General features: G+C 70.8%; 22 protein-coding genes. 20 read left to right on the top strand and 2 right to left on the bottom strand.

Features of this window, described 5'->3' with window-relative positions; translation table 11 throughout:
- The first annotated feature begins 4 nt into the window (after nucleotides 1-4).
- From lnt to FJM51_RS12630, 15 genes are all read left to right on the top strand, one after another.
- Nucleotides 5-1,573: an apolipoprotein N-acyltransferase gene (gene lnt, locus FJM51_RS12565; RefSeq protein ID WP_140454495.1), complete on the top strand. Its 1,569-nt coding sequence runs from the start codon at nucleotides 5-7 to the stop codon at nucleotides 1,571-1,573.
- Between the two features lie 107 nt (nucleotides 1,574-1,680).
- The gene (locus tag FJM51_RS12570) at nucleotides 1,681-2,049 is read left to right on the top strand and encodes a helix-turn-helix domain-containing protein (RefSeq protein WP_140454496.1); all 369 of its coding nucleotides are present in this window, start codon (nucleotides 1,681-1,683) and stop codon (nucleotides 2,047-2,049) included.
- Between the two features lie 90 nt (nucleotides 2,050-2,139).
- On the top strand, nucleotides 2,140-3,309 hold the full coding sequence (metK, locus tag FJM51_RS12575; RefSeq protein ID WP_140454497.1) for a methionine adenosyltransferase: 1,170 nt from the start codon (nucleotides 2,140-2,142) through the stop codon (nucleotides 3,307-3,309).
- Nucleotides 3,310-3,360: 51 nt separating this feature from the next.
- On the top strand, nucleotides 3,361-4,110 hold the full coding sequence (gene trmB / locus FJM51_RS12580; RefSeq protein WP_140454498.1) for a tRNA (guanine(46)-N(7))-methyltransferase TrmB: 750 nt from the start codon (nucleotides 3,361-3,363) through the stop codon (nucleotides 4,108-4,110).
- A gap of 100 nt (nucleotides 4,111-4,210) precedes the next feature.
- Nucleotides 4,211-5,548, top strand: coding sequence for a 3-phosphoshikimate 1-carboxyvinyltransferase (gene aroA / locus FJM51_RS12585; protein WP_140454499.1), 1,338 nt, complete (start codon nucleotides 4,211-4,213; stop codon nucleotides 5,546-5,548).
- Nucleotides 5,548-5,706: a hypothetical protein gene (locus FJM51_RS23765; RefSeq protein WP_181164545.1), complete on the top strand. Its 159-nt coding sequence runs from the start codon at nucleotides 5,548-5,550 to the stop codon at nucleotides 5,704-5,706. Before aroA ends, FJM51_RS23765 begins: the two co-directional genes overlap by 1 nt.
- Nucleotides 5,703-6,332, top strand: coding sequence for a (d)CMP kinase (gene cmk / locus FJM51_RS12590; RefSeq protein ID WP_140454500.1), 630 nt, complete (start codon nucleotides 5,703-5,705; stop codon nucleotides 6,330-6,332). Before FJM51_RS23765 ends, cmk begins: the two co-directional genes overlap by 4 nt.
- Before the next feature lie 93 nt (nucleotides 6,333-6,425).
- Entirely contained in the window at nucleotides 6,426-8,108 is a 1,683-nt protein-coding gene (rpsA, locus tag FJM51_RS12595; protein ID WP_140454501.1) for a 30S ribosomal protein S1, read from the top strand.
- A gap of 144 nt (nucleotides 8,109-8,252) precedes the next feature.
- The gene (sppA, locus tag FJM51_RS12600; protein ID WP_140454502.1) at nucleotides 8,253-9,164 is read left to right on the top strand and encodes a signal peptide peptidase SppA; all 912 of its coding nucleotides are present in this window, start codon (nucleotides 8,253-8,255) and stop codon (nucleotides 9,162-9,164) included.
- An 85-nt stretch (nucleotides 9,165-9,249) separates the two neighbouring features.
- A complete protein-coding gene (ihfB, locus tag FJM51_RS12605; protein ID WP_140454503.1) occupies nucleotides 9,250-9,531 on the top strand; it encodes an integration host factor subunit beta in 282 nt (93 codons plus the stop codon).
- 28 nt (nucleotides 9,532-9,559) lie between these two features.
- Nucleotides 9,560-9,898: a LapA family protein gene (locus FJM51_RS12610; protein WP_140454504.1), complete on the top strand. Its 339-nt coding sequence runs from the start codon at nucleotides 9,560-9,562 to the stop codon at nucleotides 9,896-9,898.
- A 10-nt stretch (nucleotides 9,899-9,908) separates the two neighbouring features.
- Complete coding sequence (locus tag FJM51_RS12615) at nucleotides 9,909-10,595, top strand: phosphoribosylanthranilate isomerase (RefSeq protein ID WP_140454505.1); 687 nt, start codon at nucleotides 9,909-9,911, stop codon at nucleotides 10,593-10,595.
- A 34-nt stretch (nucleotides 10,596-10,629) separates the two neighbouring features.
- Nucleotides 10,630-11,853: a tryptophan synthase subunit beta gene (gene trpB / locus FJM51_RS12620; protein WP_140454506.1), complete on the top strand. Its 1,224-nt coding sequence runs from the start codon at nucleotides 10,630-10,632 to the stop codon at nucleotides 11,851-11,853.
- Between the two features lie 158 nt (nucleotides 11,854-12,011).
- Nucleotides 12,012-12,512 (top strand): hypothetical protein, encoded by a 501-nt coding sequence (locus FJM51_RS12625; protein WP_140454507.1) that lies wholly within the window; start codon nucleotides 12,012-12,014, stop codon nucleotides 12,510-12,512.
- 115 nt (nucleotides 12,513-12,627) lie between these two features.
- Nucleotides 12,628-12,960: a hypothetical protein gene (locus FJM51_RS12630; RefSeq protein ID WP_140454508.1), complete on the top strand. Its 333-nt coding sequence runs from the start codon at nucleotides 12,628-12,630 to the stop codon at nucleotides 12,958-12,960.
- 48 nt (nucleotides 12,961-13,008) lie between these two features.
- Here FJM51_RS12630 and pth read toward each other — a convergent pair whose 3' ends face one another.
- The gene (gene pth / locus FJM51_RS12635) at nucleotides 13,009-13,692 is read right to left on the bottom strand and encodes an aminoacyl-tRNA hydrolase (RefSeq protein ID WP_140454509.1); all 684 of its coding nucleotides are present in this window, start codon (nucleotides 13,690-13,692) and stop codon (nucleotides 13,009-13,011) included.
- 118 nt (nucleotides 13,693-13,810) lie between these two features.
- Entirely contained in the window at nucleotides 13,811-14,425 is a 615-nt protein-coding gene (locus FJM51_RS12640; protein WP_140454510.1) for a 50S ribosomal protein L25/general stress protein Ctc, read from the bottom strand.
- A 237-nt stretch (nucleotides 14,426-14,662) separates the two neighbouring features.
- Here FJM51_RS12640 and FJM51_RS12645 point away from each other — a divergent pair, with 237 nt between their 5' ends.
- The 5 genes from FJM51_RS12645 to efeO (FJM51_RS12665) all read left to right on the top strand — a co-directional run bounded on the left by FJM51_RS12645 (nucleotide 14,663) and on the right by efeO (FJM51_RS12665) (nucleotide 21,476).
- Nucleotides 14,663-17,026, top strand: a complete 2,364-nt coding sequence (locus FJM51_RS12645) for a Tex family protein (RefSeq protein WP_140454511.1) — start codon at nucleotides 14,663-14,665, stop codon at nucleotides 17,024-17,026.
- 214 nt (nucleotides 17,027-17,240) lie between these two features.
- Nucleotides 17,241-18,089: an iron uptake transporter permease EfeU gene (efeU, locus tag FJM51_RS12650; protein ID WP_140454512.1), complete on the top strand. Its 849-nt coding sequence runs from the start codon at nucleotides 17,241-17,243 to the stop codon at nucleotides 18,087-18,089.
- A gap of 6 nt (nucleotides 18,090-18,095) precedes the next feature.
- A complete protein-coding gene (gene efeO, locus FJM51_RS12655) occupies nucleotides 18,096-19,268 on the top strand; it encodes an iron uptake system protein EfeO (protein WP_140454513.1) in 1,173 nt (390 codons plus the stop codon).
- 6 nt (nucleotides 19,269-19,274) lie between these two features.
- Nucleotides 19,275-20,606 (top strand): iron uptake transporter deferrochelatase/peroxidase subunit, encoded by a 1,332-nt coding sequence (efeB, locus tag FJM51_RS12660; RefSeq protein WP_140454514.1) that lies wholly within the window; start codon nucleotides 19,275-19,277, stop codon nucleotides 20,604-20,606.
- A gap of 45 nt (nucleotides 20,607-20,651) precedes the next feature.
- Nucleotides 20,652-21,476, top strand: a complete 825-nt coding sequence (efeO, locus tag FJM51_RS12665) for an iron uptake system protein EfeO (RefSeq protein ID WP_140454515.1) — start codon at nucleotides 20,652-20,654, stop codon at nucleotides 21,474-21,476.
- The last annotated feature ends 142 nt before the right edge of the window (nucleotides 21,477-21,618 follow it).

Consider the following 21,618-nt stretch of genomic DNA (forward strand, 5'->3'; position numbering starts at 1 on the left):
CCCGTTGCAGGACTCCCTGTCCCGCGCCCGGCGCGGTCCCGGTGTCGCGCGCGCGATGCGCGGGCTCGGGGCCTGGCGGCGCGCCGGGCTCGGGCTGCTCGCCGGGGTGGCGCTCGCGGGCACGCAGCCGCCGCTCTCCTGGCCGGCGCTGATCTTTCTCGCCCTTCCCGCGCTCCTGTGGCTGATGGATGGCGTGCGTGCTCCGCGCGGCGCCTTCGCGCTCGGCTGGTGCGTGGGCGTCGGATATTTCGGGGCGGGGATGTTCTGGATCGTCGATCCGTTCCTCGTCGAACCCGAGGTCTTCGGCTGGCTGGCGCCGTTCGCGCTCGTCGGCATGGCGGGGGGAATGGCGCTCTTCTGGGGCTGGGCCTTCGCCCTCGCGCGGCTCTTCTGGCATCCGGGCTGGAGCCGGGCGGTGCTCTTCGCCGCCGTCTGGGCGCTGGTCGAATTCGCGCGCGGCCATGTGCTGACCGGCTTTCCCTGGGCGCTGCCCGCCTATGCCTGGATCGACACGCCGGTCGCGCAGGTCCTGTCGCTGACCGGCCCCTACGGGCTCACCTTCCTCACCCTCGCCGCCGGCCTGCTGCCCGGCGTCGGCCGCCCGGCCGCGGTTGCCGGGGCGGTGGGGCTCGTCGTGCTCGGCTGGGGCTTCGGCGCCTGGCGGCTGGCCGAGCCCCTGCCGGTCCGGGCGGAGCCGGTCCGGGTCCGCCTCGTCCAGCCCAACATGGCGCAGGACGAGAAATGGCTGCCGGGCCGCGAGGAGGAATTCTTCCGGCGCCATCTCGCGCTCAGCGCCGACGGGGCCGGGCCCCGGCCCGACGTGACGATCTGGTCGGAGACCGCCGTCGCCTTCATCCTCGACCGCGACCCGGCGGCCCAGGCGGCGGCCGCGGCCTCGGTCGGACCCGACGGGCACCTGCTGCTCGGCATCCGCCGGGCGGAGTCCGCGGGCGAGGATTGGAGCTGGTTCAATTCGCTCGCCGCCCTCGCGCCCGACGGGACGACCGAGGCGGTCTACGACAAGGCGCGTCTGGTGCCCTTCGGCGAATACATCCCGCTCAAGGGCCTCGCCGCGCGGCTCGGCATCCCGGCGCTCACCACGCTGACGCGGGGCGGCTTCACCGCCGGCCCCGGCCCGCGGGTGGTCTCCGTCCCCGGCGTGCCTCCCTTCCTGCCGCTCATCTGCTACGAGGCGATCTTTCCCGCGGCGGCGCGGGCGCCGGGGGAGCGGCCGGACTGGCTGGTCCAGGTCACAAACGACGCTTGGTTCGGCGAGGCCTCCGGCCCCTACCAGCATTTCGCCCAGGCCCGGGCGCGGGCGATCGAGCAGGGGCTGCCGCTGGCGCGCGCCGCCAATACCGGCATCTCGGCCATGGTCGATCCGAAAGGCCGGGTCGTCGCGGAACTGGGCCTCGGCGCGCAGGGCCATGTCGACGCGCCGCTTCCCGCGCCGCTTCCGCCAACAGTCTATTCACGAACCGGGGACATTCCAGTCCTGTTAATCCTGTTTACAATTTACCTGTTAACTGCGACAGTTTTTGTCAGTGGCATTTTAAAACCGTCTCATCGATAAAATTTTCTTCAGATGTGGTGGATCCTTCGGGCTCCTCTCGGACCTGGAACAGGTCGAGGCGGGGTGACCGGGGACAAGTATTTCGGGGAACTGCCTTGACGCCGTCCATGAACGAGATTGACAAGCATGTGGGATCGCGGATGCGGGCGCGGCGGGAGCGGCTCGGGATCAGCCAGGGGCGGCTCGGCCGGCAGCTCGGCCTCACCTTCTCGCAGATCCAGAAATACGAGAAGGGCGCGAACCGGATCGGCGCGGGCCGGCTCTATCACATCGCGGCCTATCTCGACGTGCCGCTCACCTTCTTCTTCGAGGGGCTCGGCGGGGCGCCGACCGGCGCGGCGCCGCTCGCCCGCGATACCGAGGCCGATCTGCTGATGGCCTTCCGCGCGATCGGTGGGGAGGAGACGCGCGCCTCGGTGCTGGCGCTCGTCCGCTCGCTCGCGGCCCTGCCCGCGGGCGCGGCGGCGCCGGAGTAGCGGGCGCGCCGGTGGCGGCGGATGGTCGTTGACCTCGCTCGCCGCGGTGGCTTAGGAACGCCGATATCCAAACCGAGAAGGGTTGTCTGCATGAGTAACCGCGGTGAGTACATCTTCGCCTCCGAATCCGTCTCCGAAGGCCATCCCGACAAGGTCTGCGACCGGATCTCCGACGCGGTGCTCGACGCCTTCCTCGCGGTCGATCCGGAGGCGCGCGTCGCCTGCGAGACCTTCGCGACGACGGACCGGGTGATCGTCGGCGGCGAGGTCCGCGGCCCCGGCGACGTGCTGGCGCGGGTCGAGGACATCGTGCGCGACTGCGTGCGCGACATCGGCTACGAGCAGAAGGGCTTCCACTGGGCGACGCTGAACGTGGAGAACTACATCCACGGCCAGTCCGAGCACATCGCCCAGGGTGTCGACGCGGCCGACGGCAAGGAAGAGGGCGCCGGCGACCAGGGGATCATGTTCGGCTACGCGGTGAACGAGACGCCGGAGCTCATGCCCGCGCCGATCCACTACGCCCATGCGATCCTGCGCCGCCTCGCCGATGTCCGCAAGAGCGGGGCCGAGCCGCGCCTCGGCCCGGATGCGAAGTCCCAGCTCTCGCTGCGCTACGAGAAGGGCGAGCCCGTCGAGGTGTCGAGCCTCGTGCTCTCGACCCAGCACATCGACGAGGACATGACCTCGGCCGACGTGCGCGAGATGGTCGAGCCCTATATCCGCGAGGTGCTGCCGGCGGGCTGGCTGACCGATGCGACGGCCTGGCACGTGAACCCGACCGGCAAGTTCGTGATCGGCGGGCCCGACGGCGACGCCGGGCTGACCGGCCGCAAGATCATCGTCGACACCTATGGCGGCGCGGCACCGCATGGCGGCGGCGCCTTCTCGGGCAAGGATCCGACCAAGGTCGACCGCTCCGCCGCCTATGCCGCGCGCTATCTGGCGAAGAACGTGGTCGCCTCGGGCCTCGCGCATCGCTGCGTGATCCAGCTCTCCTATGCGATCGGCGTCGCGAAGCCGCTGTCGATCTACGCCGACACCTTCGGCACGGGCGAGGTTCCGGAGGCGGCGATCGAGGCGGCGCTGGCCAATGTGATGGATCTGACGCCGCGCGGCATCCGCACCCATCTCGGCCTCAACAAGCCGATCTACCAGCGCACCTCCGCCTATGGTCACTTCGGCCGGACGCCGGACAACGACGGCGGTTTCTCCTGGGAGCGGACCGACCTGACCGAGGCGCTGCGCAAGGCGGTCTGAACGCGGCGAGGGGCGGTTCGCGCCGCCCCGCCGCCCCGGGGATGCGACAGGATGAGTGAGATCACCACCGGCGCGGTTCGGCCGCGCCGCGACTTTTACGGGCGGCGCCACGGCAAGTCGCTGCGCCCGAACCAGCGTCGGCACCTGGCCGAACTGCTGCCCCGGCTCGCCGTTCCGCTCGGCACCGCGCCGATCGACCCGTCCGCGCTCTTCGGCGGGCCCCGGCCGGTCTGGCTCGAGATCGGCTTCGGCGGCGGCGAGCATCTGGTTCACCAGGCGCTCGCCAATCCGGGCGTCGGGCTGATCGGCTGCGAGGCCTTCGTGAACGGCGTCGCCATGGCGCTGAACCAGATCGAGGAAGCGGGGATCGAGCCCGCCGGGATCAAGCGCCCCGCCGCCGCCGGCGGGGACGCCCCGCCCTCCGGCAACGTGCGCCTCCACGCGGGCGACGCGCGCGACCTGCTCGACGCGCTGCCCGACGGCTGTCTCGACCGGGTCTTCCTGCTCTATCCCGATCCCTGGCCCAAGGCGCGCCATGCCCGGCGGCGGTTCACGAGCGTCGAGAACCTGACGGTGCTCGCCCGCGTGATGAAGCCCGGCGCCGAGCTTCGCGTCGCGACCGACATTCCGGCCTATGTCGAGCATACGCGCGAGGCGGTCGCGGAGGTCGCCGCGCTCTTCGAGACGGTGGCGCGCGATTCCTCCGCGCCCTGGCCCGACTGGCACCGGACCCGCTACGAGGCCAAGGCGATCCGCGAAGGGCGGGCGCCGAACTACCTGAGCTTCATCCGCCGCGGGTAAGGCGGCGCGGGGGCGCCCCGCCCGCGTCCGCCCCGATGGACCCGCGCGGTCCGATCGCGTAAAGGGGCCTTCGATCTGACGAAGCCCGGAGAGGAAAATCATGGCCGGACATGGCGCGCCCGTTCCGATGCGATCCGAGAGGACCGGCCCGCTCCGGGGCACGGCGGAGGTGCCGGGCGACAAGTCGATCTCGCACCGCGCGCTGATCCTCGGCGCGATGGCGGTGGGCGAGACCCGGATCACCGGCCTGCTCGAAGGCGAGGACGTGCTCGACACGGGGCGCGCGATGGCCGCCTTCGGCGCGACGGTCGAGCGGCTCGGCCCCGGCGCGTGGCGCGTCGCGGGCGTGGGCGTCGGCGGCTTCCGCGAGCCCGAGGACGTGATCGACTGCGGCAATTCCGGCACCGGCGTCCGGCTCATCATGGGCGCGGTCGCGACCTCGGACCTGACCGCGATCTTCACCGGCGACGCCTCGCTGCGCTCGCGCCCGATGGGCCGCGTGACCGAGCCGCTCGCCCTCTTCGGCGCGACCACGCGCGGCCGGCGCGGCGGGCGGCTGCCGCTCGCGCTCACCGGCGCGGCCGATCCGCTTCCGGCCACCTACACGAGCCCGGTTCCCTCGGCGCAGGTCAAGTCCGCCGTGCTGCTCGCCGGGCTGAACGCTCCGGGCGTCACCACGCTGATCGAACGCGAGGCGACGCGCGACCATACCGAGCGGATGCTCGCCGGTTTCGGCGCCGAGATCGCGACGGAGGTGACCGAGGAGGGCCGGGTCATCACGCTCCGGGGCCAGCCGGAACTGCGCCCCCAGGCGATCGCCGTGCCGCGCGACCCGTCGAGCGCGGCCTTCCCCGTCGCCGCCGCGCTGCTCGCGGAAGGCTCGGACGTGCTGGTGCCCGGCATCGGCCTCAACCCGACGCGCGCGGGCTTCTACGAGACGCTGGTCGAGATGGGCGCCGACATCGCCTTCGAGAACCGCCGCGAGGAGGGGGGCGAACCCGCCGCCGATCTCCGCGTGCGCCACGGCGCGCTCAGGGGGGTGGAAGTCCCCCCCGAACGCGCCGCCTCGATGATCGACGAATACCCGATCCTCGCCGCGCTCGCCGCCACGGCGGAGGGGCGGACGGTGATGCGCGGGGTGAAGGAGCTTCGCGTGAAGGAGAGCGACCGGCTCGACGCGATGGCCCGCGGGCTCGAAGCCTGCGGCGTCACGGTCGAGGAGGGGCCGGACTTCCTGATCGTCCATGGCATGGGCGCGGGCGGCGTCCCGGGCGGGGCGACGGTGGAGAGCCGGCTCGACCACCGGATCGCGATGGCCTTCCTCTGCCTCGGCCTCGCCACGAAGGCTCCGGTCACGGTCGACGACGCCGGGCCGATCGCGACGAGTTTCCCGAATTTCGTGCCGCTGATGCGCGGCCTCGGCGCGGAGATCGCGTGATGGCGACCGGCGGATGCGCCCGCGGCGCGGTGCGCTACCGGGTCGACGGTCCGCTCGGCGATCTCGCGGCCTGCCATCGCGGGCACTTCGTCGCGGACAAGGGCGGCTATTACGACATCGCCGACCGCCTGCCTCGGTACCCCGCGGGTCGGCCATGATCTTCACGGTTGCGATCGACGGGCCGGCGGCGGCGGGGAAGGGCACGATCGGGCGCGCGCTGGCGGCGCATTTCGGTTTCGCCCATCTCGACACCGGGCTGCTCTACCGCGCCGTCGGCACGCGGGCGCTCGACGACGGGCGGGGCGTGATCGATCCGGCCTGGGCCGCTGAGGTGGCGCGGCGGCTCGATCCGACCGATCTCGAGGGACCGGACCTGCGCACCGCCCTGGCGGGGCAGGCGGCCTCGAAGGTCGCGGCGCTGCCGGAGGTGCGCGAGGCGCTCCTCGATTTCCAGAAGCGTTTCGCGCGGCGGGAGGGCGGCGCCGTGCTCGACGGCCGCGACATCGGCACGGTGATCTGCCCGGAGGCCGAGGCGAAGCTCTTCGTCACCGCCTCGGACGAGGCGCGCGCGGCGCGGCGTCACGCCGAGCTTGGCGCCGGCACGCTCGAATCGGTGCTCGCCGATCTGCGCGCGCGCGATGCCCGCGACGCGGCCCGCGACGTGGCGCCGCTCCGCGCCGCGGGGGACGCCTTCTTGCTGGACACGAGCGGAATGACTATATCCGAGGCCGTGGCCGCCGCGATCGGCCATGTCAGGGACCGGATTCCGTCGGGCGGGGCTTGACCCGCGCCCGTTTTTGGTCTTTGAGCGCCCATCAACTTCCCGAAAGACCGGTGGAGCCAACCGCCCGGCCAGCAACCCCATACGGAGAACTTAATGTCGTCGACTGCGACACTGGAAGATTTCGAAGCCCTGCTCAACGAAAGCTATGAGCTGGAGACCCCCGACGAGGGTACCGTCGTCAAGGGCACCGTCCTCGCCATCGAGGCGGGACAGGCCATCATCGACATCGGCTACAAGATGGAAGGCCGCGTCGATCTCAAGGAATTCAGCGCCGCCGGCAAGCCCGCCGAGCTGAGCCCCGGCGACACCGTCGAGGTCTATCTCGACCGCGTCGAGAACGCCCGCGGCGAAGCGGTCCTCTCCCGCGAGAAGGCCCGCCGCGAGGAGGCCTGGGACCGTCTCGAGAAGGCGGCCGCGAAGGAAGAGCGCGTCGAGGGCCAGATCTTCGGCCGCGTGAAGGGTGGCTTCACCGTCGATCTCGGCGGCGCCGTGGCCTTCCTGCCCGGCAGCCAGGTCGATGTGCGCCCGGTCCGCGACGCGGGCCCGCTCATGCACATGAACCAGCCGTTCCAGATCCTGAAGATGGATCGCCGGCGCGGCAACATCGTCGTCTCCCGCCGCGCGGTTCTCGAGGAATCCCGCGCCGAGCAGCGCGCCGAGATCGTCGCCCGGCTGCATGAGGGCGACGTGGTCGACGGCGTGGTCAAGAACATCACCGAATACGGCGCCTTCGTCGATCTCGGCGGTGTCGACGGCCTGCTCCATGTCACCGACATGGCCTGGCGCCGCGTGAACCACCCGAGCGAGATCCTGAACATCGGCGAGACCGTCAAGGTCCAGGTGATCAAGATCAACAAGGAGACGCAGCGCATCAGCCTCGGCATGAAGCAGCTGCTCGCCGATCCGTGGGATACGGTCGAGGACAAGTTCCCGATCGGCTCCAAGCACCTCGGCCGCGTCACCAACATCACCGACTACGGCGCCTTCGTGGAGCTGGAGCCGGGGGTCGAGGGTCTCGTGCACGTCTCTGAGATGTCCTGGACCAAGAAGAACGTCCATCCGGGCAAGATCGTCTCCACCTCCCAGGAGGTCGAGGTTCTCGTGCTCGAGATCGACACCGCGAAGCGCCGCGTCTCGCTTGGCCTCAAGCAGACCCAGGGCAATCCGTGGGACAACTTCGCCGCCAGCCATCCGAACGGCACCGAGGTCGAGGGCGAGATCAAGAACATCACCGAATTCGGTCTGTTCATCGGTCTCGACGGCGACATCGACGGCATGGTGCATCTCTCGGATCTCGACTGGAACCGGTCGGGCGAGGATGCGATCCAGGACTACCACAAGGGTGACGTCGTCCGCGCGGTCGTGACCGACGTCGACATCGACAAGGAGCGCATCTCGCTCTCGATCAAGGCGCTCGGCGGCGATCCCTTCGTCGACGCGACCTCGGGCGTGAAGCGGGGCGATGTCGTCACCGTCACCGTCACCGCGATCGAGGACGGCGGCATCGAGGTCGAATACGACGGGATGAAGTCCTTCATCCGCCGGTCCGACCTCTCCCGCGACCGCTCCGAGCAGCGCCCCGAGCGCTTCACCAAGGGCGACAAGGTCGACGCGCGCATCACCAACATCGACAAGGGCAGCCGCCGGCTCGGCCTGTCGATCAAGGCGCGCGAGATCGCCGAGGAGAAGGAGGCCGTGGAACAGTACGGCTCGTCCGACTCGGGCGCCTCGCTCGGCGACATCCTCGGCGCCGCGCTGAAGAAGCGCGACGGCTGATCGCTTCTCGCGAACCGCATCCTGCGACGGCGCCGCCTCCCAGCGGCGCCGTTTTCCTTTGCCGCGGGCCTTCATCTTCCCTGCGCCGCGCGCTAGCTTCCGCGCCGGACGGGGGCGCCGGGCGCCCCGGAAAAGGATGGACCGGTGGACGCGCTCGAACGGGATTTCTACGAGGAACGGCGCCGGAAATGGCGGCGCGGGGCCTTCTGGCGCGGCTTTCTCGTCGCCGCCATCCTCGGCGCGGTGATCGCGTTCCTCGCCCTCGGCTCGGCCGATCTGCCGCATGCGCGGGTCGCGCGGTTCGACGTGACGGGCATGATCCTCGACGATCCCGACCGCGACGAACTGCTGAGGAAGATCGCCGAGGACGACGCGACCAAGGCGCTGATCCTGCGGATCAATTCCCCCGGCGGCACCACGGCGGGATCGGAGGCGCTCTATGCCTCGGTCCGGGCGATCGCGGCGAAGAAGCCGGTGGTGGCGGTGCTCTCCGAACTCGCGGCCTCCGGCGGCTACATCGCCGCGCTCTCGGCCGATCACATCGTCGCCCGCGGCAACACGCTGACCGGCTCGATCGGCGTCATCATGGAATATCCGGACTTCACCGAGCTGATGTCGAAGATGGGCATCGGCTACGAGACCGTGCGCTCCTCCGAGCTCAAGGCCGAACCCTCGCCGTTCCGTCCGACCAGTCCCGCGGCCCGCGCCGAGGAGCAGGCGATGATCGAGGAGAGCTTCCGCTGGTTCCGCGGCCTCGTCGGCGCGCGGCGCGGGCTCGAGGGCGCGCGGCTCGACGCGGTGGCGACCGGGGGGGTCTTCACCGGGCGCGTCGCGCTCGGAAACGGGCTCGTGGATGAGATCGGCGGCGAGCCCGAGGCGCTGGCCTGGCTCGAATCGCGCGAAGCCGGACTTGGCGCGCTCCCGGTGGAGGAACGCGAAGTCGAGCACGACGAGACGCTGGTGGGCCGCTGGCTCGGTCTCGGGGGCGCAAGCGGCGGGATTCTCGGAGAAATATCGCGCGGGACGGGCGTGAAGCTCTATTCCCTCATGCGCTGATTCCTGACAGTATGCCCGCATCGGGATTTCGGTCAGGATTTCTGCGCCGCGCCGCTCGACCGGCGGCGGTGAACGGGATGGGGTGATGATAAAGTCAGAGCTGATCCAGAAGATCGCAGAGGAAAATCCGCATCTGTTTCAGCGCGATGTCGAGCGGATCGTCAGCACGATCTTCGACGAGATCATCGACGCGATGGCGAACGGCAACCGGGTCGAACTGCGCGGCTTCGGCGCCTTCTCGGTGAAGAGGCGCGACGCGCGGCAGGGCCGCAACCCGCGCACCGGCGACGCGGTCGACGTGGAGGAGAAGCATGTGCCCTTCTTCAAGACCGGCAAGCTGTTGCGCGACCGGCTCAATCAGCAGTAGATAGACCCCCGCAACTTCCGGAGCTGCCATGCGCACGGTGAAGATCCTCCTCCTCGCGCTGATCCTCTTGGTCATCGTCGTCCTGTCGCTCGCCAACCGCGAGCTCGTCACGCTGAACCTCCTGCCGGAGGGCATGGCCACGCTGATGCCGGTCTCGGTTCAGGTGCCGCTCTTCCTGGTCAGCCTGCTGTCGATCCTCGTCGGCATGATCCTCGGCTACCTGCTCGAATGGCTGCGGGAGCACAAGCACCGCCGCCGCGCCTCGGAACATGCGCGCGAGGCCGCCCGGCTGAGCCGCGAAATGCACGAGCTGCGCACGTCCACCGGCAAGCCGGAGGACGAGGTCCTGGCGCTCATCAGCCGCTGAGCCCCCGGCCGTGCGCGTCAAGATCTGTGGACTGCGTTCGCGCGCCGAGGTTCGGGCCGCCGTGACCGCCGGCGCCTCCTATGGCGGCCTGGTGTTCTTTCCGCGCTCGCCGCGGCACCTGCCGCTCGGGGATGCGCGCTGGATCGTCCAGGCGATGCCGGATGGCTTCACCCGCGTCGCGCTCACGGTGAACGCGTCGAACGAGAATCTCGACCGGATCGTCGAGACGATCCCGCTCGACATGCTCCAGCTCCACGGCGCCGAGACGCCCGAGCGGGTGGCGGAGATCCGGGCGCGCTACGGTCTGCCGGTGATGAAGGCGATCGGCGTCGCGGAGGAGCAGGATCTCGCGGTCCTGCCCGATTACGCGCGCGTCGCCGACCAGATCCTGATCGACGCGCGGGCGCCGAAGGACGCGGCGCTGCCGGGCGGCAACGGGGTGAGCTTCGACTGGCGGCTGCTCTCGGGGCGGCGCTGGAGCGTGCCTTGGATGCTCGCCGGCGGGCTCACCCCCTCGAATGTCGCCGAGGCGATCCTGACCACCGGCGCCTCCCAGGTCGATGTATCCTCGGGCGTCGAGATCGCGCCCGGCTACAAGGATCCGCGGCTGATCGCCGCCTTCACCGCCGCCGCGCTCGCCGCCGGGGGCGGGGGGCCGCGCGGATCGGCTCTGGACGGTTCGGGCGTCGCCGTTTAGGAAGGCGCCGCACCCGAAGCGGAGGCCCGACCCCATGCAAGACGCCCCCCGGCCCAATTCCTTCCGCGCCGGCCCCGACGCCCGCGGCCGTTTCGGCGATTTCGGCGGCCGGTTCGTCTCCGAGACGCTGATGCCGCTGATCCTCGATCTCGAGGCAGAATACGAGAAGGCGAAGACCGACGCCGACTTCTGGGCCGAGATGGACGATCTCTGGAAGCATTATGTCGGCCGCCCCTCGCCGCTCTATCACGCCGCGCGGCTGACCGAGCGGCTCGGCGGCGCGAAGATCTACTTCAAGCGCGACGAGCTCAACCACACCGGCGCGCACAAGATCAACAACGTGCTCGGCCAGATCATCCTCGCCCGCCGCATGGGCAAGACCCGGATCATCGCCGAGACCGGCGCCGGCCAGCACGGCGTCGCGACCGCGACCGTCTGCGCGAAGTTCGGACTGAAATGCATCGTCTTCATGGGCGCGACCGATGTCGAGCGGCAGAAGCCGAACGTCTTCCGGATGCGGCTCCTCGGCGCCGAGGTCGTGCCCGTCACCTCCGGCCGGGGCACGCTCAAGGATGCGATGAACGAGGCGCTGCGCGACTGGGTGACCAATGTCCGCGACACCTTCTACTGCATCGGCACGGTGGCGGGGCCGCACCCCTATCCGGCGATGGTGCGCGACTTCCAGTCGATCATCGGCAAGGAGGCGCGCGAGCAGATCCGGGAGCGCGAAGGGCGGCTTCCCGACACGCTCGTCGCCTGCATCGGCGGCGGCTCGAACGCGATGGGCCTGTTCCATCCGTTCCTCGACGACGAAGGCGTGCGGATCATCGGCGTCGAGGCGGGGGGCCATGGCGTCGACGAGCGGATGGAGCACGCGGCCTCGCTGACCGGCGGCCGGCCGGGCGTGCTGCACGGCAACCGCACCTATCTGCTGCAGGACGACGACGGCCAGATCATCGAGGGGCATTCGATCTCCGCCGGGCTCGACTACCCGGGCATCGGGCCGGAACATGCCTGGCTCCACGACGTCGGCCGGGTCGAATACGTGAGCATCACCGACAAGGAGGCGCTCGAGGCGTTCCAGCTCTCCTGCGTCACCGAGGGGATCATCCCCGCGCTCGAACCCGCCCACGCGCTCGCCCATGTCGCGAAGATCGCGCCGACGCTGCCCGCCGACCATCTCATCGTGATGAACATGTGCGGCCGCGGCGACAAGGACATCTTCACCGTCGCCGAGGCGCTCGGCACCGCGATCTGATCCTTTCCGGAGCGGCGCGGCTGCCCTAACATGCCCCGCGCGGGCGGATGGGGGATCGGCCGGCACGCCGGGCGCGGACCTCCCGCGTCCTCGCCCCCTCGCCGCGCCTTGCTGGCTCCGCGGCGGGGGTCGCCGCGCTCTCGGGGGGATTGAAAGGGATGATCAGGATCGCGGCGGGCCTCATGGCCCTCTCTCTCGGCTCCGCGGCATGGGCGGCTTCGCCGCTCGACGCGGTGCTGGACCGGCTTCGGACCCAGGGCTTCACCGATTTCGAGGTGAGCCGGACCGGAGACCAGCTCAGGATCGAGGCGAAGGACGCGACGCGCGAGCGGGAACTCGTCTACGATTCGCGCACCGGCAAGCTTCTCTCCGACGAGACCGGCATGGCCGGGGCGGGCGGGGCCGGTCACGATGACGATGATCACGGCGCCCCGGGTTCGGATGACGGCGGCCATGACGCGGACGACGATCACGGAAGCGGCCAGTCCGGCTCGGGCGGCGACGATTCGAGCCATGACTCATCGGGTGGCTCCGGCCACGACTCCTCCGATGATTCCAGCCACTCGTCGAGCAGCGGCTCCAGCCATTCCTCCGGCGACGACTCCGGCCACGAGTCCTCAAGCCACGACTCGGGTCACGACTCCGGCCACGACGACTGAGCCGGGGCGGGCGCGGTCGGGCTTGCCTCTTGCCCGGCGCGGCGCGGCGATATAGGAGAGGCTCCTTGCGCGGCGCCGGAGGGGCGTCGCGCTCCACAGAGAGTACGTTACGTTTATGGACAGCTACGAGATCGGGGATCTGGTGATCCTCACCGCCGGGTCGATGCGCATGGCGGTCGAATCGGTCAGCGACGGCCAGATCGGCTGCGTCTGGTGCCACGAAGGCCGGATCGGCCGTGACACCTTCGACCCCCGCCTGCTGAAGAAATGGGAATTCCGCGAGGACGAGCGCCCGGCGCGGCCCGCCGGCGGCCCGGGCGGCAAGCCCTTCCGCGGCGATCGCGAAGGCGGCGGCAAGCCCTATGGCGCCCGCGACGACAAGCCGCGCGGCAAGCCCGGCTGGGACGGAAAGCCCCGCGAGAAGAAGTACTTCCGCAAGGAAGGCTGAGAGATCGGATGAGGATCGGGGCGCCGCGAGGCGCCCTTTTCCGTTGGATCAGCGGAACCGCTCGGCGAGGCGGCGCAGCGCGTCCATCGGCGCGTCGGGCGCCGCTTCGCCGTCCGCCGGCGCCGGGGTGGCGAGCTTCTCCGCCGGCCGCTCCGCCTTCGGCCTCGGCGGCGCGAGGCGCGCGGCGACCGCCGTCAGGAACCGCGCCCCGTCGCTCGCCAGAAGCGGCGCCTCGGCCGCGACGGCGGCGAGCAGCGGATCGAGCCAGGCCTCGTCGGCCTTCGCGAAGTCGCCGAGCACGTAGTTGCTGACCAGGCGCTTGTCGCCCGGATGCCCGATCCCCATCCGGAGCCGCTGGAACGCCGCGCCGACATGCGCGTCGATCGAGCGGAGCCCGTTGTGCCCCGCGTGTCCGCCGCCGGTCTTGAACCGCAGCCTGCCCGGCGCGAGGTCGAGTTCGTCATGGAGCACGATCACGTCGGCCGGCGTCAGCTTGAAGAAGCCCATCGCGGCGCGCACGCTGTCGCCCGAGAGGTTCATGAAGGTCCCGGGCTTCAGCAGCAGCGCCTTCTCCGCGCCGAGCCGGCCCTCGGAGACCAGCCCGTTGAATTTCGTCCGCCACGGCCCGAAGCCCTGGGCGTCGGCGATCGCCTCGACGGCGAGAAAGCCGATGTTGTGCCGGTTGCGCGCGTATTGCGCGCCCGGATTGCCGAGTCCCACGATCAGCTTCATCGTTCCACCTCGGGTTCCGCCCTGGGCCCAAATGCGAACGCGCCGCGAAATCTCCGCGGCGCGTCGCTGTCTCTCGCGGTCGGCGCGGGAAACCGCCATGGATCTCCCGCCCCTGCGATCAGGCTTCCGTCTCGGCCTCGGCTTCCTCGGCCTCGGCCGAGCGCAGGCCCGACGGCGCCTGGATGTTCGCGATGACGAAATCGCGGTCGGTGATGGTCGGACGGGTCCCGGCCGGCAGCTTCACGTCCGAGATGTGGATATGCGCGTTGATCGCGAGGCCCTCGAGATCGACGGTGAGCTTCTCGGGGATGTTGCCCGCGGTCACGACGAGTTCGACCTCGTTACGCACGATGGTCAGCACGCCGCCGCGCTTGATGCCCGGGCACTTCTCGGCGTTGATGAACTCGACCGGGATGTAGAGATTGATCCGGCTGCGCTCGGCAAGGCGCAGGAAGTCGACATGCGTCGGCAGGTCCTTGACCACGTCGCGCTGCACGGCGCGGCAGATCACGGTGTTGTCCTTGCCGTCGACCTTCACGTTCAGCAGCGTCGACAGGAACTTGCCCGCCTTCAGCGCCTTCAGAAGCTCGTTGAACTTCACGTTGATGGTCTCGGGCTCCTGCCCGCCACCATAGATAACTCCGGGGACGAGCCCCTCGCGGCGGGCAGTGCGGGCGGCCCCCTTGCCGACCCCTGCGCGCGCCACGGCTTCGAGAACCGGTGTCTCAGCCATGTTCATGCTCCTGCAAATGGCAATGACGGCCTTCCTCCAAGGGTGTAAGGCCGCGAAGCGCGCGCATAGCCGATTTCCGCCGCGAAGGAAAGGGCGAACCGTCCGTCCCGCCGGCGGCGCCGCGCCTGCTTGACTCCGGCGCGGGGCGTCATTCTACAAGGTACCCCGTGCGACCCACTGCGAGACCCGAGCCATGAAGATGATCTCCGCCGAGCCGTCGTTTGAAGGGGAAATCTCGTGAGCGCCGCCGCCGGCCCCGCGACCGAGACGCGGATCGCCCGGGCCGTCGCGGCCGAGATCGGCGCGCGGCCCGAACAGGTCACCGCCGCGGTCGCGCTGCTCGACGGGGGCGCGACCGTGCCCTTCGTCGCGCGCTACCGCAAGGAAGCGACCGGCGGGCTCGACGACACGCAGCTTCGCAACCTCGCCGACCGGCTCGCCTATCTGCGCGAACTGGAGGCGCGGCGGGCGACGATCCTCGCCTCGGTCGCGGAACAGGGCAAGCTGACCCCGGAACTCGAGGACCGGATCGCCGGGGCCGAGACCAAGGCGGTGCTCGAGGATCTCTACCTCCCCTACAAGCCGAAGCGCCGGACGCGGGCGATGATCGCGCGCGAGAAGGGGCTCGGGCCGCTCGCCGAGGCGATCCTCGCCGACCGCGCCGCGGCGCCCGCGACGCTGGCGGCGGGTTTCGTCACGGCGGAGGTCGCGGATGCGAAGGAGGCGCTCGCGGGCGCGCGCGACATCCTGACCGAGCAGCTTTCGGAGGACGCGGCCCTGCTCGGGCGGCTGCGCGGCTTTCTCGAGGCCGAGGCCGTCGTCACCGCGAAGGTCGTGGCCGGGCAGGAGGAGAAGGGCGCGAAATTCTCCGACTACTTCGCCCATTCCGAGAAATGGGCCGGCGTGCCGAGCCACCGGGCGCTCGCGATGATGCGGGGCGCGAACGAGGGCGCGCTGACGCTCGACATCGGGCCGGAACCGGAAGCGGGCGCGCCCCGCGTCGAGGCGATGATCGCCGCGGCGCTCGGCGTGCGGCCGGGCGCCGCGCCCGGCGACCTCTGGCTCGGCGAGGTGGCCCGCTGGGCCTGGCGGACGCGGCTCTCCGTCACGATGATGCTCGACCTGCTCGGCACCCTGCGCGAGCGCGCGCAGGAGGAGGCGATCCGGGTCTTCGCGCATAATCTCAAGGATCTGCTGCTGGCCGCGCCGGCCGGGGCGCGGGCGACGATGGGGCTCGATCCGGGCGTGCGCACGGGCGTGAAGGTCGCCGTGGTCGACGCGACCGGCAAGGTGCTCGCGACCGAGACCGTCTATCCGTTCCAGCCGAGGAACGACCTGCGCGGCGCGCAGGCGGCGCTCGCGCGGCTGATCCGCGCCCATGGCGTCGAACTGATCGCGATCGGCAACGGCACCGCGAGCCGGGAGACCGAGCGGATGGTCGCGGAACTTCTCTCCGACCTGCCGGCGCCGAAACCGGTCAAGGTCATTGTCTCGGAGGCGGGCGCCTCGGTCTATTCCGCCTCCGAACTCGCGTCGAAGGAACTGCCGGGGCTCGACGTCTCGCTCAGGGGCGCGGTCTCGATCGCGCGGCGGCTGCAGGATCCGCTGGCGGAACTCGTGAAGATCGAGCCGAAGGCGATCGGCGTCGGCCAGTACCAGCACGACGTCGACCAGTACAGGCTCGGCCGCTCGCTCGGCGGCGTGGTCGAGGACGCGGTGAACGCGGTCGGCGTCGATCTCAACACCGCCTCGGCGCCGCTGCTGGCCTATGTCTCCGGCCTCGGCCCGTCGCTCGCCGCGGCCATCGTCGCGCATCGCGACGAGAACGGCGCCTTCGCGAAACGCCGCGATCTGCTGAGGGTCGCCCGACTCGGCCCCCGCGCCTTCGAGCAATGCGCGGGCTTCCTCCGGATCCGGGACGGGGCCGAGCCGCTCGACGCCTCCGCCGTCCATCCCGAGGCCTACGACGTCGCGCGCCGGATCGTCGCCGCCTGCGGCCGCGACCTGCGCGCGGTGATGGGCGACGAGGCGCGGCTGCGCGCGCTCGACCCGGCGGATTTCGTCGACGCGGCCTTCGGCCTGCCCACCGTGCGCGACATCCTCGCCGAGCTCGCGAAGCCCGGCCGCGACCCGCGCCCCGGCTTCGTCACCGCGAGTTTCGCCGAGGGGGTGGAGGAGATCTCCGACCTCAGGCCCGGCATGCGGCTCGAGGGGACGGTGACCAATGTCGCGGCCTTCGGCGCCTTCGTCGACATCGGCGTGCATCAGGACGGACTCGTCCATGTCTCCCAGCTGGCCGACCGGTTCGTGAAGGATCCGCGCGAGGTGGTGAAGGCCGGCGACGTGGTGAAGGTGCGCGTGCTCGAGGTCGACATTCCGCGCAAGCGCATCTCGCTCACGATGCGCAGGGAGGCCGAATCGGGCGCGCGCCCGGGCGGCCGGGACAGCCGGGAGGCGCCGGGGCCGGGCGGGCGCGGGCCGAAAGGCGGCGGCCCGAGGGGCGGCGGGCCGAAGGGCGGCGAGCGGCCGCGCGACGGTGCCCGGCGCGAGGAGACCGGATCCCTCGGAGCGGCGCTCCTCGATGCGATGAAGGGCCGCTGAGGCACGGCGATCCGGGCGGATCCTCGTCCCGAACGCGGGCGCTCGGGCGCCCGCGCGTGTCGGCGCCGATCCGCCGCGCCCTCGGCCCCCACGCGAAATTTTACCCTGATGTGACGATTCCCCGCTTGTGCTGAACCGGAGGCGACGCTAGGCACGGCAATAACCTAGTGGAAAGGTCAGGAAGTCCTGGCCCACGGGCATCGGGGGGGTCCGCATGCTGGCGTCGTTTCTTATCATGCTCCGCGAAGGGATCGAAGCCGCTCTGATCGTCGGCATCATCGCGAGCTATCTCGCGCGGACCGGACGGAGCGAATACGTGCCCACGGTCTGGGTGGGCGTCCTGCTCGCCGCCGCGCTGTCGCTCTTCGTCGGCGCCGCCGTGCTCGCGGTCGGCGGGGATTTCCCGCAGAAGACGCAGGAGCTTTTCGAGGCGGCGATCGGAACGGTCGCGGTGGTCGTGCTGATCTCGATGGTCTTCTGGATGCGCAAGGCGTCGCGCTCGATCCGCGCCCAGATGCAGAGCGAGATCGACGCGGTCTTCGCCGACGACCGCGGCCCGGTCTGGGGCCTGATCGGACTCAGCTTCTTCGCCGTGGCGCGGGAGGGGCTCGAATCCGTCTTCTTCCTGCTCGCGATCTTCCAGCAGAGCCCCGGCCCCGCGGCGCCGGTCGGCGCGCTGCTCGGCATCGGCTGCGCGGTGCTGCTCGGCTTCGGGATCTACCGGGGCGGACTCCGGCTCGACCTGCGCCGCTTCTTCCTCTGGACCGGGGTCTTCGTGATCTTCGTCGCCGCCGGGCTCGCCGCCTCGGTGCTGCGCAACCTGCACGAGGCGGGGATCTGGAACTTCCTGCAGCAACCCGCCTGGGATCTCTCCCGCGCGCTGCCGCTCTCCTCGGTCACCGGAACGCTGCTCTCGGGCATGTTCGGCTATCACGACACCCCCGCGGTCGGCGAGGTGATCCTCTGGGCGCTCGTGCTTGGCGTGACGCTCTTCTTCTTCTTCCGCCCGGCGGAGCCCTCGGCCTCCGCGCCGGCGGCCAGCCCGGCGCGCCGCGAGGCCTGATCCCCGATGCCTGAAACTCCCCGGAAATCCGCCGGGACGGCGACGCGCCTGATGCTGGCCGGCGCGGCCGTCCTGGTGCTGCTCGGCATCGGTGCCTTCTGGCTCGCGGCGCGCAGGACCGCGGCGCCCCCGGCCGCCGACGAGATCGTCGTGACCGTCAACGACGCCACCTGCGAGCCCGCGACGCTCGAAGTGCCGGCGGGCCGGCGCACCTTCCGGATCCACAACGCCTCCGACCGGCCGCTGGAATGGGAGATCCTCGACGGCGTGATGGTCGTCGCCGAGCGCGAGAATATCGCGCCCGGGCTCAACGCCACCTTGAGCCAGCGGCTGGCGCCCGGCACCTACGAGATCACCTGCGGCCTGCTCTCCAACCCGCGCGGCACGCTGACCGTCGTCGCGACCGCCGAATCCGAGGCGCGGCAAGCGGCGCCGGAGACGCGGGAATTCATCGGCCCGCTCTCGGAATACCGGGTCTACCTCGGCCGCCGCTCGGGCCAGGTGCTCACCGCGACCGCCGCGCTCTCGGAGCGGATCGCGGCGGGCGACGTCGAGGGGGCGAAGGCCGCCTGGACCGCGGCGCGCGTGCCCTGGCGCGAGATCGCGCCGGTCTCCGCCCGCTGGAGCGATCTCACCAACGGCATGGACCCCCAGGCCGACTATCTCGCGAAGCGCGAGGAGGATCCGGGCTTCACCGGCTTCCACCGGATCGAGTACGGCCTCTGGAGCCAGGGGACGACCGAGGGGCTTCAGCCCGCGGCCGACAAGCTTCTCGCCGACGCGGCCACGCTGAAGGAACGGCTCGGCGCGCTCGACCTCGCCCCAGCCGATCTCGCCGGCAACGCCGCCGCCTTCGCGCAGCGCGTGGCCGATCAGGCGACGGGATCGCAGACTCCCTACAGCCATACCGAGCTCGCGGAATTCTCCGCCGATCTCGACGGCATCGCGAAATCCGCGCTGCTCGTCGACCCGCTGGTCGCCGCGGCCAGCCCCGCCACTTCCGAGGCGCTCCACAAGGCGCTCGGCAATGCGCGGAGCGTGCTCGACGGGTTCATGGTCGAGGGCGCCTGGCCCTCCTACGACACGATCGACACGGCCGGGCGCGAGAAGATCGCCCAGGCCTTCGCGGCCGTGGCCGGGGCGGCGGGCGCCTACAACGCCGCCATCGGGCTGGAGTAGGCGGCGATGAGGGACGAGACCTTCCGCCCGAGCCGGCGCGGCCTTCTCGCCGGCGCCGCCGCGCTCGCCGCCACCCCGGTACTCGCCCGCGCGGGCCGGGCCGGGGCCGATGCCGATGCCTCCGCCGGGCAGAGCCATGTCGCGGACGCGCCGGTCGCCGACCGGGCGCATGCCACCGACATGGTCTCGCCCTTCGGCGCGCATCAGGCGGGCATCACCACGCCGAGGCCGGCCAACGGCGCGCTCGCGGCCTTCCACGTGATCGCGGAGACGCCGGCGGATCTCGAACGGCTGTTCCGACGGCTGACCGAGCGCATCGTCTTCCTGACCCATGGCGGGCCGGTCGCGGAGGAGGATCCGAAGCTGCCGCCACCCGACAGCGGCATCCTCGGCCCGGAGGTGCCGCCCGACGCGCTGACGATCACCGTCGGCCTCGGCGCCTCGCTGTTCGAGAACCGCCCCTGGCTCGCGCCGCTGAGGCCGCGCGCGCTGAGCCAGATGGCGAGATTTCCCAACGACGCGCTCGACGCGGAGATCACCCATGGCGATCTCTCGATCCAGTTCTGCGCCCATACCCAGGAAACCGTCGTCCACGCGCTGCGCGACGTCGTGAAGACGATCCCGGACCAGCTCGTCCTCAAATGGGTCCAGATGGGCAGTGTCCCGGTCATCGTCACGCCGAAGGGCGCGCCGCCCGAAAGCGCGCGCAACCTGCTCGGCTTCCGCGACGGCTCGGCCAATCCCGACAGCGCGGACCAGGGCCTGATGGAGAAGGTGGTCTGGGTCGGCCCGGCGAATGACGAGCCGGACTGGGCGGCGGGGGGCAGCTACCAGGCGGCCCGGATCATCCGCAACACCGTCGAACGCTGGGACCGCACTCCGCTCGGCGAGCAGGAGCGCATCTTCGGCCGGACCAAGATGACCGGCGCCCCGCTCGACCGGCCGGGCGGGACCGAGGCGATGGTTCCCGATTTCGCCGCCGATCCCGACGGCGCGCTCACCGCGCATGACAGCCACATCCGCCTCGCCAATCCCCGCACGGCGGAGAGCCAGGCGAACCTGATCCTGCGCCGCCCGTTCAACTACGTGAACGGCGTGCTGCGGAACGGGCAGCTCGACCAGGGGCTGCTCTTCATCTGCTGGCAGGCGGATCTCGAGAAGGGCTTCGTCGCCGTGCAGCGCCGGCTCGATGGCGAGCCGCTCGAGGAATACATCAAGCCCGTGGGCGGCGGCTATTTCTTCGCCCCGCCCGGATTCCAGGACGGCGGGGACTATCTCGGCCGCCCGCTGATCGAAGCCATCTCCCCGGCAAGCCAGGACTCCAGCCAGTCGGGATAGTCATCGCCGTCGCCCGGCGACGGAACGAAACCAGAGGAGTTTCCAATGCGCCTTTGCAAGCGCCTGTTCACCCTGACCGCCGCCGCGGGCGCCTTCGCGCTGTCGCAGGGCACCGCCCGCGCGGCGGATGCGACGCTCGATCTCGTCGCGCCGATCGCGGATTACAAGATCTTCGTCTCCGAGGAGGTCGACGCGCTGGTGTCCGACACGACCACCTTCGTGGAGGCTATCAAGTCCGGCGACGTCGAGCAGGCGAAGGCCCTCTTCGCGCCGACCCGGATGCATTACGAGGCGGTGGAGCCGATCGCCGAGCTCTTCTCCGATCTCGACGTCTCGATCGACAGCCGCGCCGACGATTACGAGCAGGCCGAGGCCGATCCCGCCTTTCCGGGCTTCCACCGCGTCGAATACGGCCTCTGGGAGAAGAACTCGACCGAGGGGCTCGGCCCGGTCGCGGACAAGCTGCTCGCCGACGTGACCGAGCTCCAGGGCCGGATCGAGAGCCTCACCTTCCCGCCCGAGGTGGTGGTCGGCGGCGCGGGCGTGCTGATGGAGGAGGTCGCCGCGACCAAGATCTCCGGCGAGGAGGACCGCTACAGCCACACCGACCTCTGGGATATCCGCGGCAACGTGGACGGATCGCAGAAGATCGTCGAACTGGTCGAGCCGCTGGTGAACGACCCCGCCTTCCTCGAGCAGGTGAACGGCAATTTCGCCACGGTCGACACGATCCTCGCCAAGTACGAGGAGGGCGACGGCTACGTCACCTACGACCACCTGACCGAATCCGACCGCGTGACGCTCTCCGCGGCCGTCAACACGCTCGCCGAGGATCTCTCGACGCTGCGCGGCAAGCTCGGGCTCGACTGAGCGGGCGGGGGGACGGTCCCCCGATCCGTCCCCTCCAATGCTTAAGTAGGAGAGCGCGCGGCCCGTTCCTCTGCCAGTCTGCGGAAAACACCAATGATCCGTGGGAGGAGTCGCGCGTGGATGGAACGGAGCGGGTGAGCGC

The organism is Amaricoccus solimangrovi (assembly GCF_006385685.1).
Taxonomy (GTDB): Bacteria; Pseudomonadota; Alphaproteobacteria; order Rhodobacterales; family Rhodobacteraceae; genus Amaricoccus; species Amaricoccus solimangrovi.

Bases quoted from the DNA above. Each gene is read 5' to 3' on its own strand.
- FJM51_RS12570 (WP_140454496.1), top strand. From the start codon at position 1,681: ATGAACGAGATTGACAAGCATGTGGGATCGCGGATGCGGGCGCGGCGG.
- metK (WP_140454497.1), top strand. From the start codon at position 2,140: ATGAGTAACCGCGGTGAGTACATCTTCGCCTCCGAATCCGTCTCCGAA.
- trmB (WP_140454498.1), top strand. From the start codon at position 3,361: ATGAGTGAGATCACCACCGGCGCGGTTCGGCCGCGCCGCGACTTTTAC.
- aroA (WP_140454499.1), top strand. From the start codon at position 4,211: ATGGCCGGACATGGCGCGCCCGTTCCGATGCGATCCGAGAGGACCGGC.
- FJM51_RS23765 (WP_181164545.1), top strand. From the start codon at position 5,548: ATGGCGACCGGCGGATGCGCCCGCGGCGCGGTGCGCTACCGGGTCGAC.
- cmk (WP_140454500.1), top strand. From the start codon at position 5,703: ATGATCTTCACGGTTGCGATCGACGGGCCGGCGGCGGCGGGGAAGGGC.
- rpsA (WP_140454501.1), top strand. From the start codon at position 6,426: ATGTCGTCGACTGCGACACTGGAAGATTTCGAAGCCCTGCTCAACGAA.
- ihfB (WP_140454503.1), top strand. From the start codon at position 9,250: ATGATAAAGTCAGAGCTGATCCAGAAGATCGCAGAGGAAAATCCGCAT.
- FJM51_RS12610 (WP_140454504.1), top strand. From the start codon at position 9,560: ATGCGCACGGTGAAGATCCTCCTCCTCGCGCTGATCCTCTTGGTCATC.
- trpB (WP_140454506.1), top strand. From the start codon at position 10,630: ATGCAAGACGCCCCCCGGCCCAATTCCTTCCGCGCCGGCCCCGACGCC.
- FJM51_RS12625 (WP_140454507.1), top strand. From the start codon at position 12,012: ATGATCAGGATCGCGGCGGGCCTCATGGCCCTCTCTCTCGGCTCCGCG.
- FJM51_RS12630 (WP_140454508.1), top strand. From the start codon at position 12,628: ATGGACAGCTACGAGATCGGGGATCTGGTGATCCTCACCGCCGGGTCG.
- pth (WP_140454509.1), bottom strand. From the start codon at position 13,692: ATGAAGCTGATCGTGGGACTCGGCAATCCGGGCGCGCAATACGCGCGC.
- FJM51_RS12640 (WP_140454510.1), bottom strand. From the start codon at position 14,425: ATGGCTGAGACACCGGTTCTCGAAGCCGTGGCGCGCGCAGGGGTCGGC.
- efeU (WP_140454512.1), top strand. From the start codon at position 17,241: ATGCTGGCGTCGTTTCTTATCATGCTCCGCGAAGGGATCGAAGCCGCT.
- efeO (WP_140454513.1), top strand. From the start codon at position 18,096: ATGCCTGAAACTCCCCGGAAATCCGCCGGGACGGCGACGCGCCTGATG.
- efeB (WP_140454514.1), top strand. From the start codon at position 19,275: ATGAGGGACGAGACCTTCCGCCCGAGCCGGCGCGGCCTTCTCGCCGGC.
- efeO (WP_140454515.1), top strand. From the start codon at position 20,652: ATGCGCCTTTGCAAGCGCCTGTTCACCCTGACCGCCGCCGCGGGCGCC.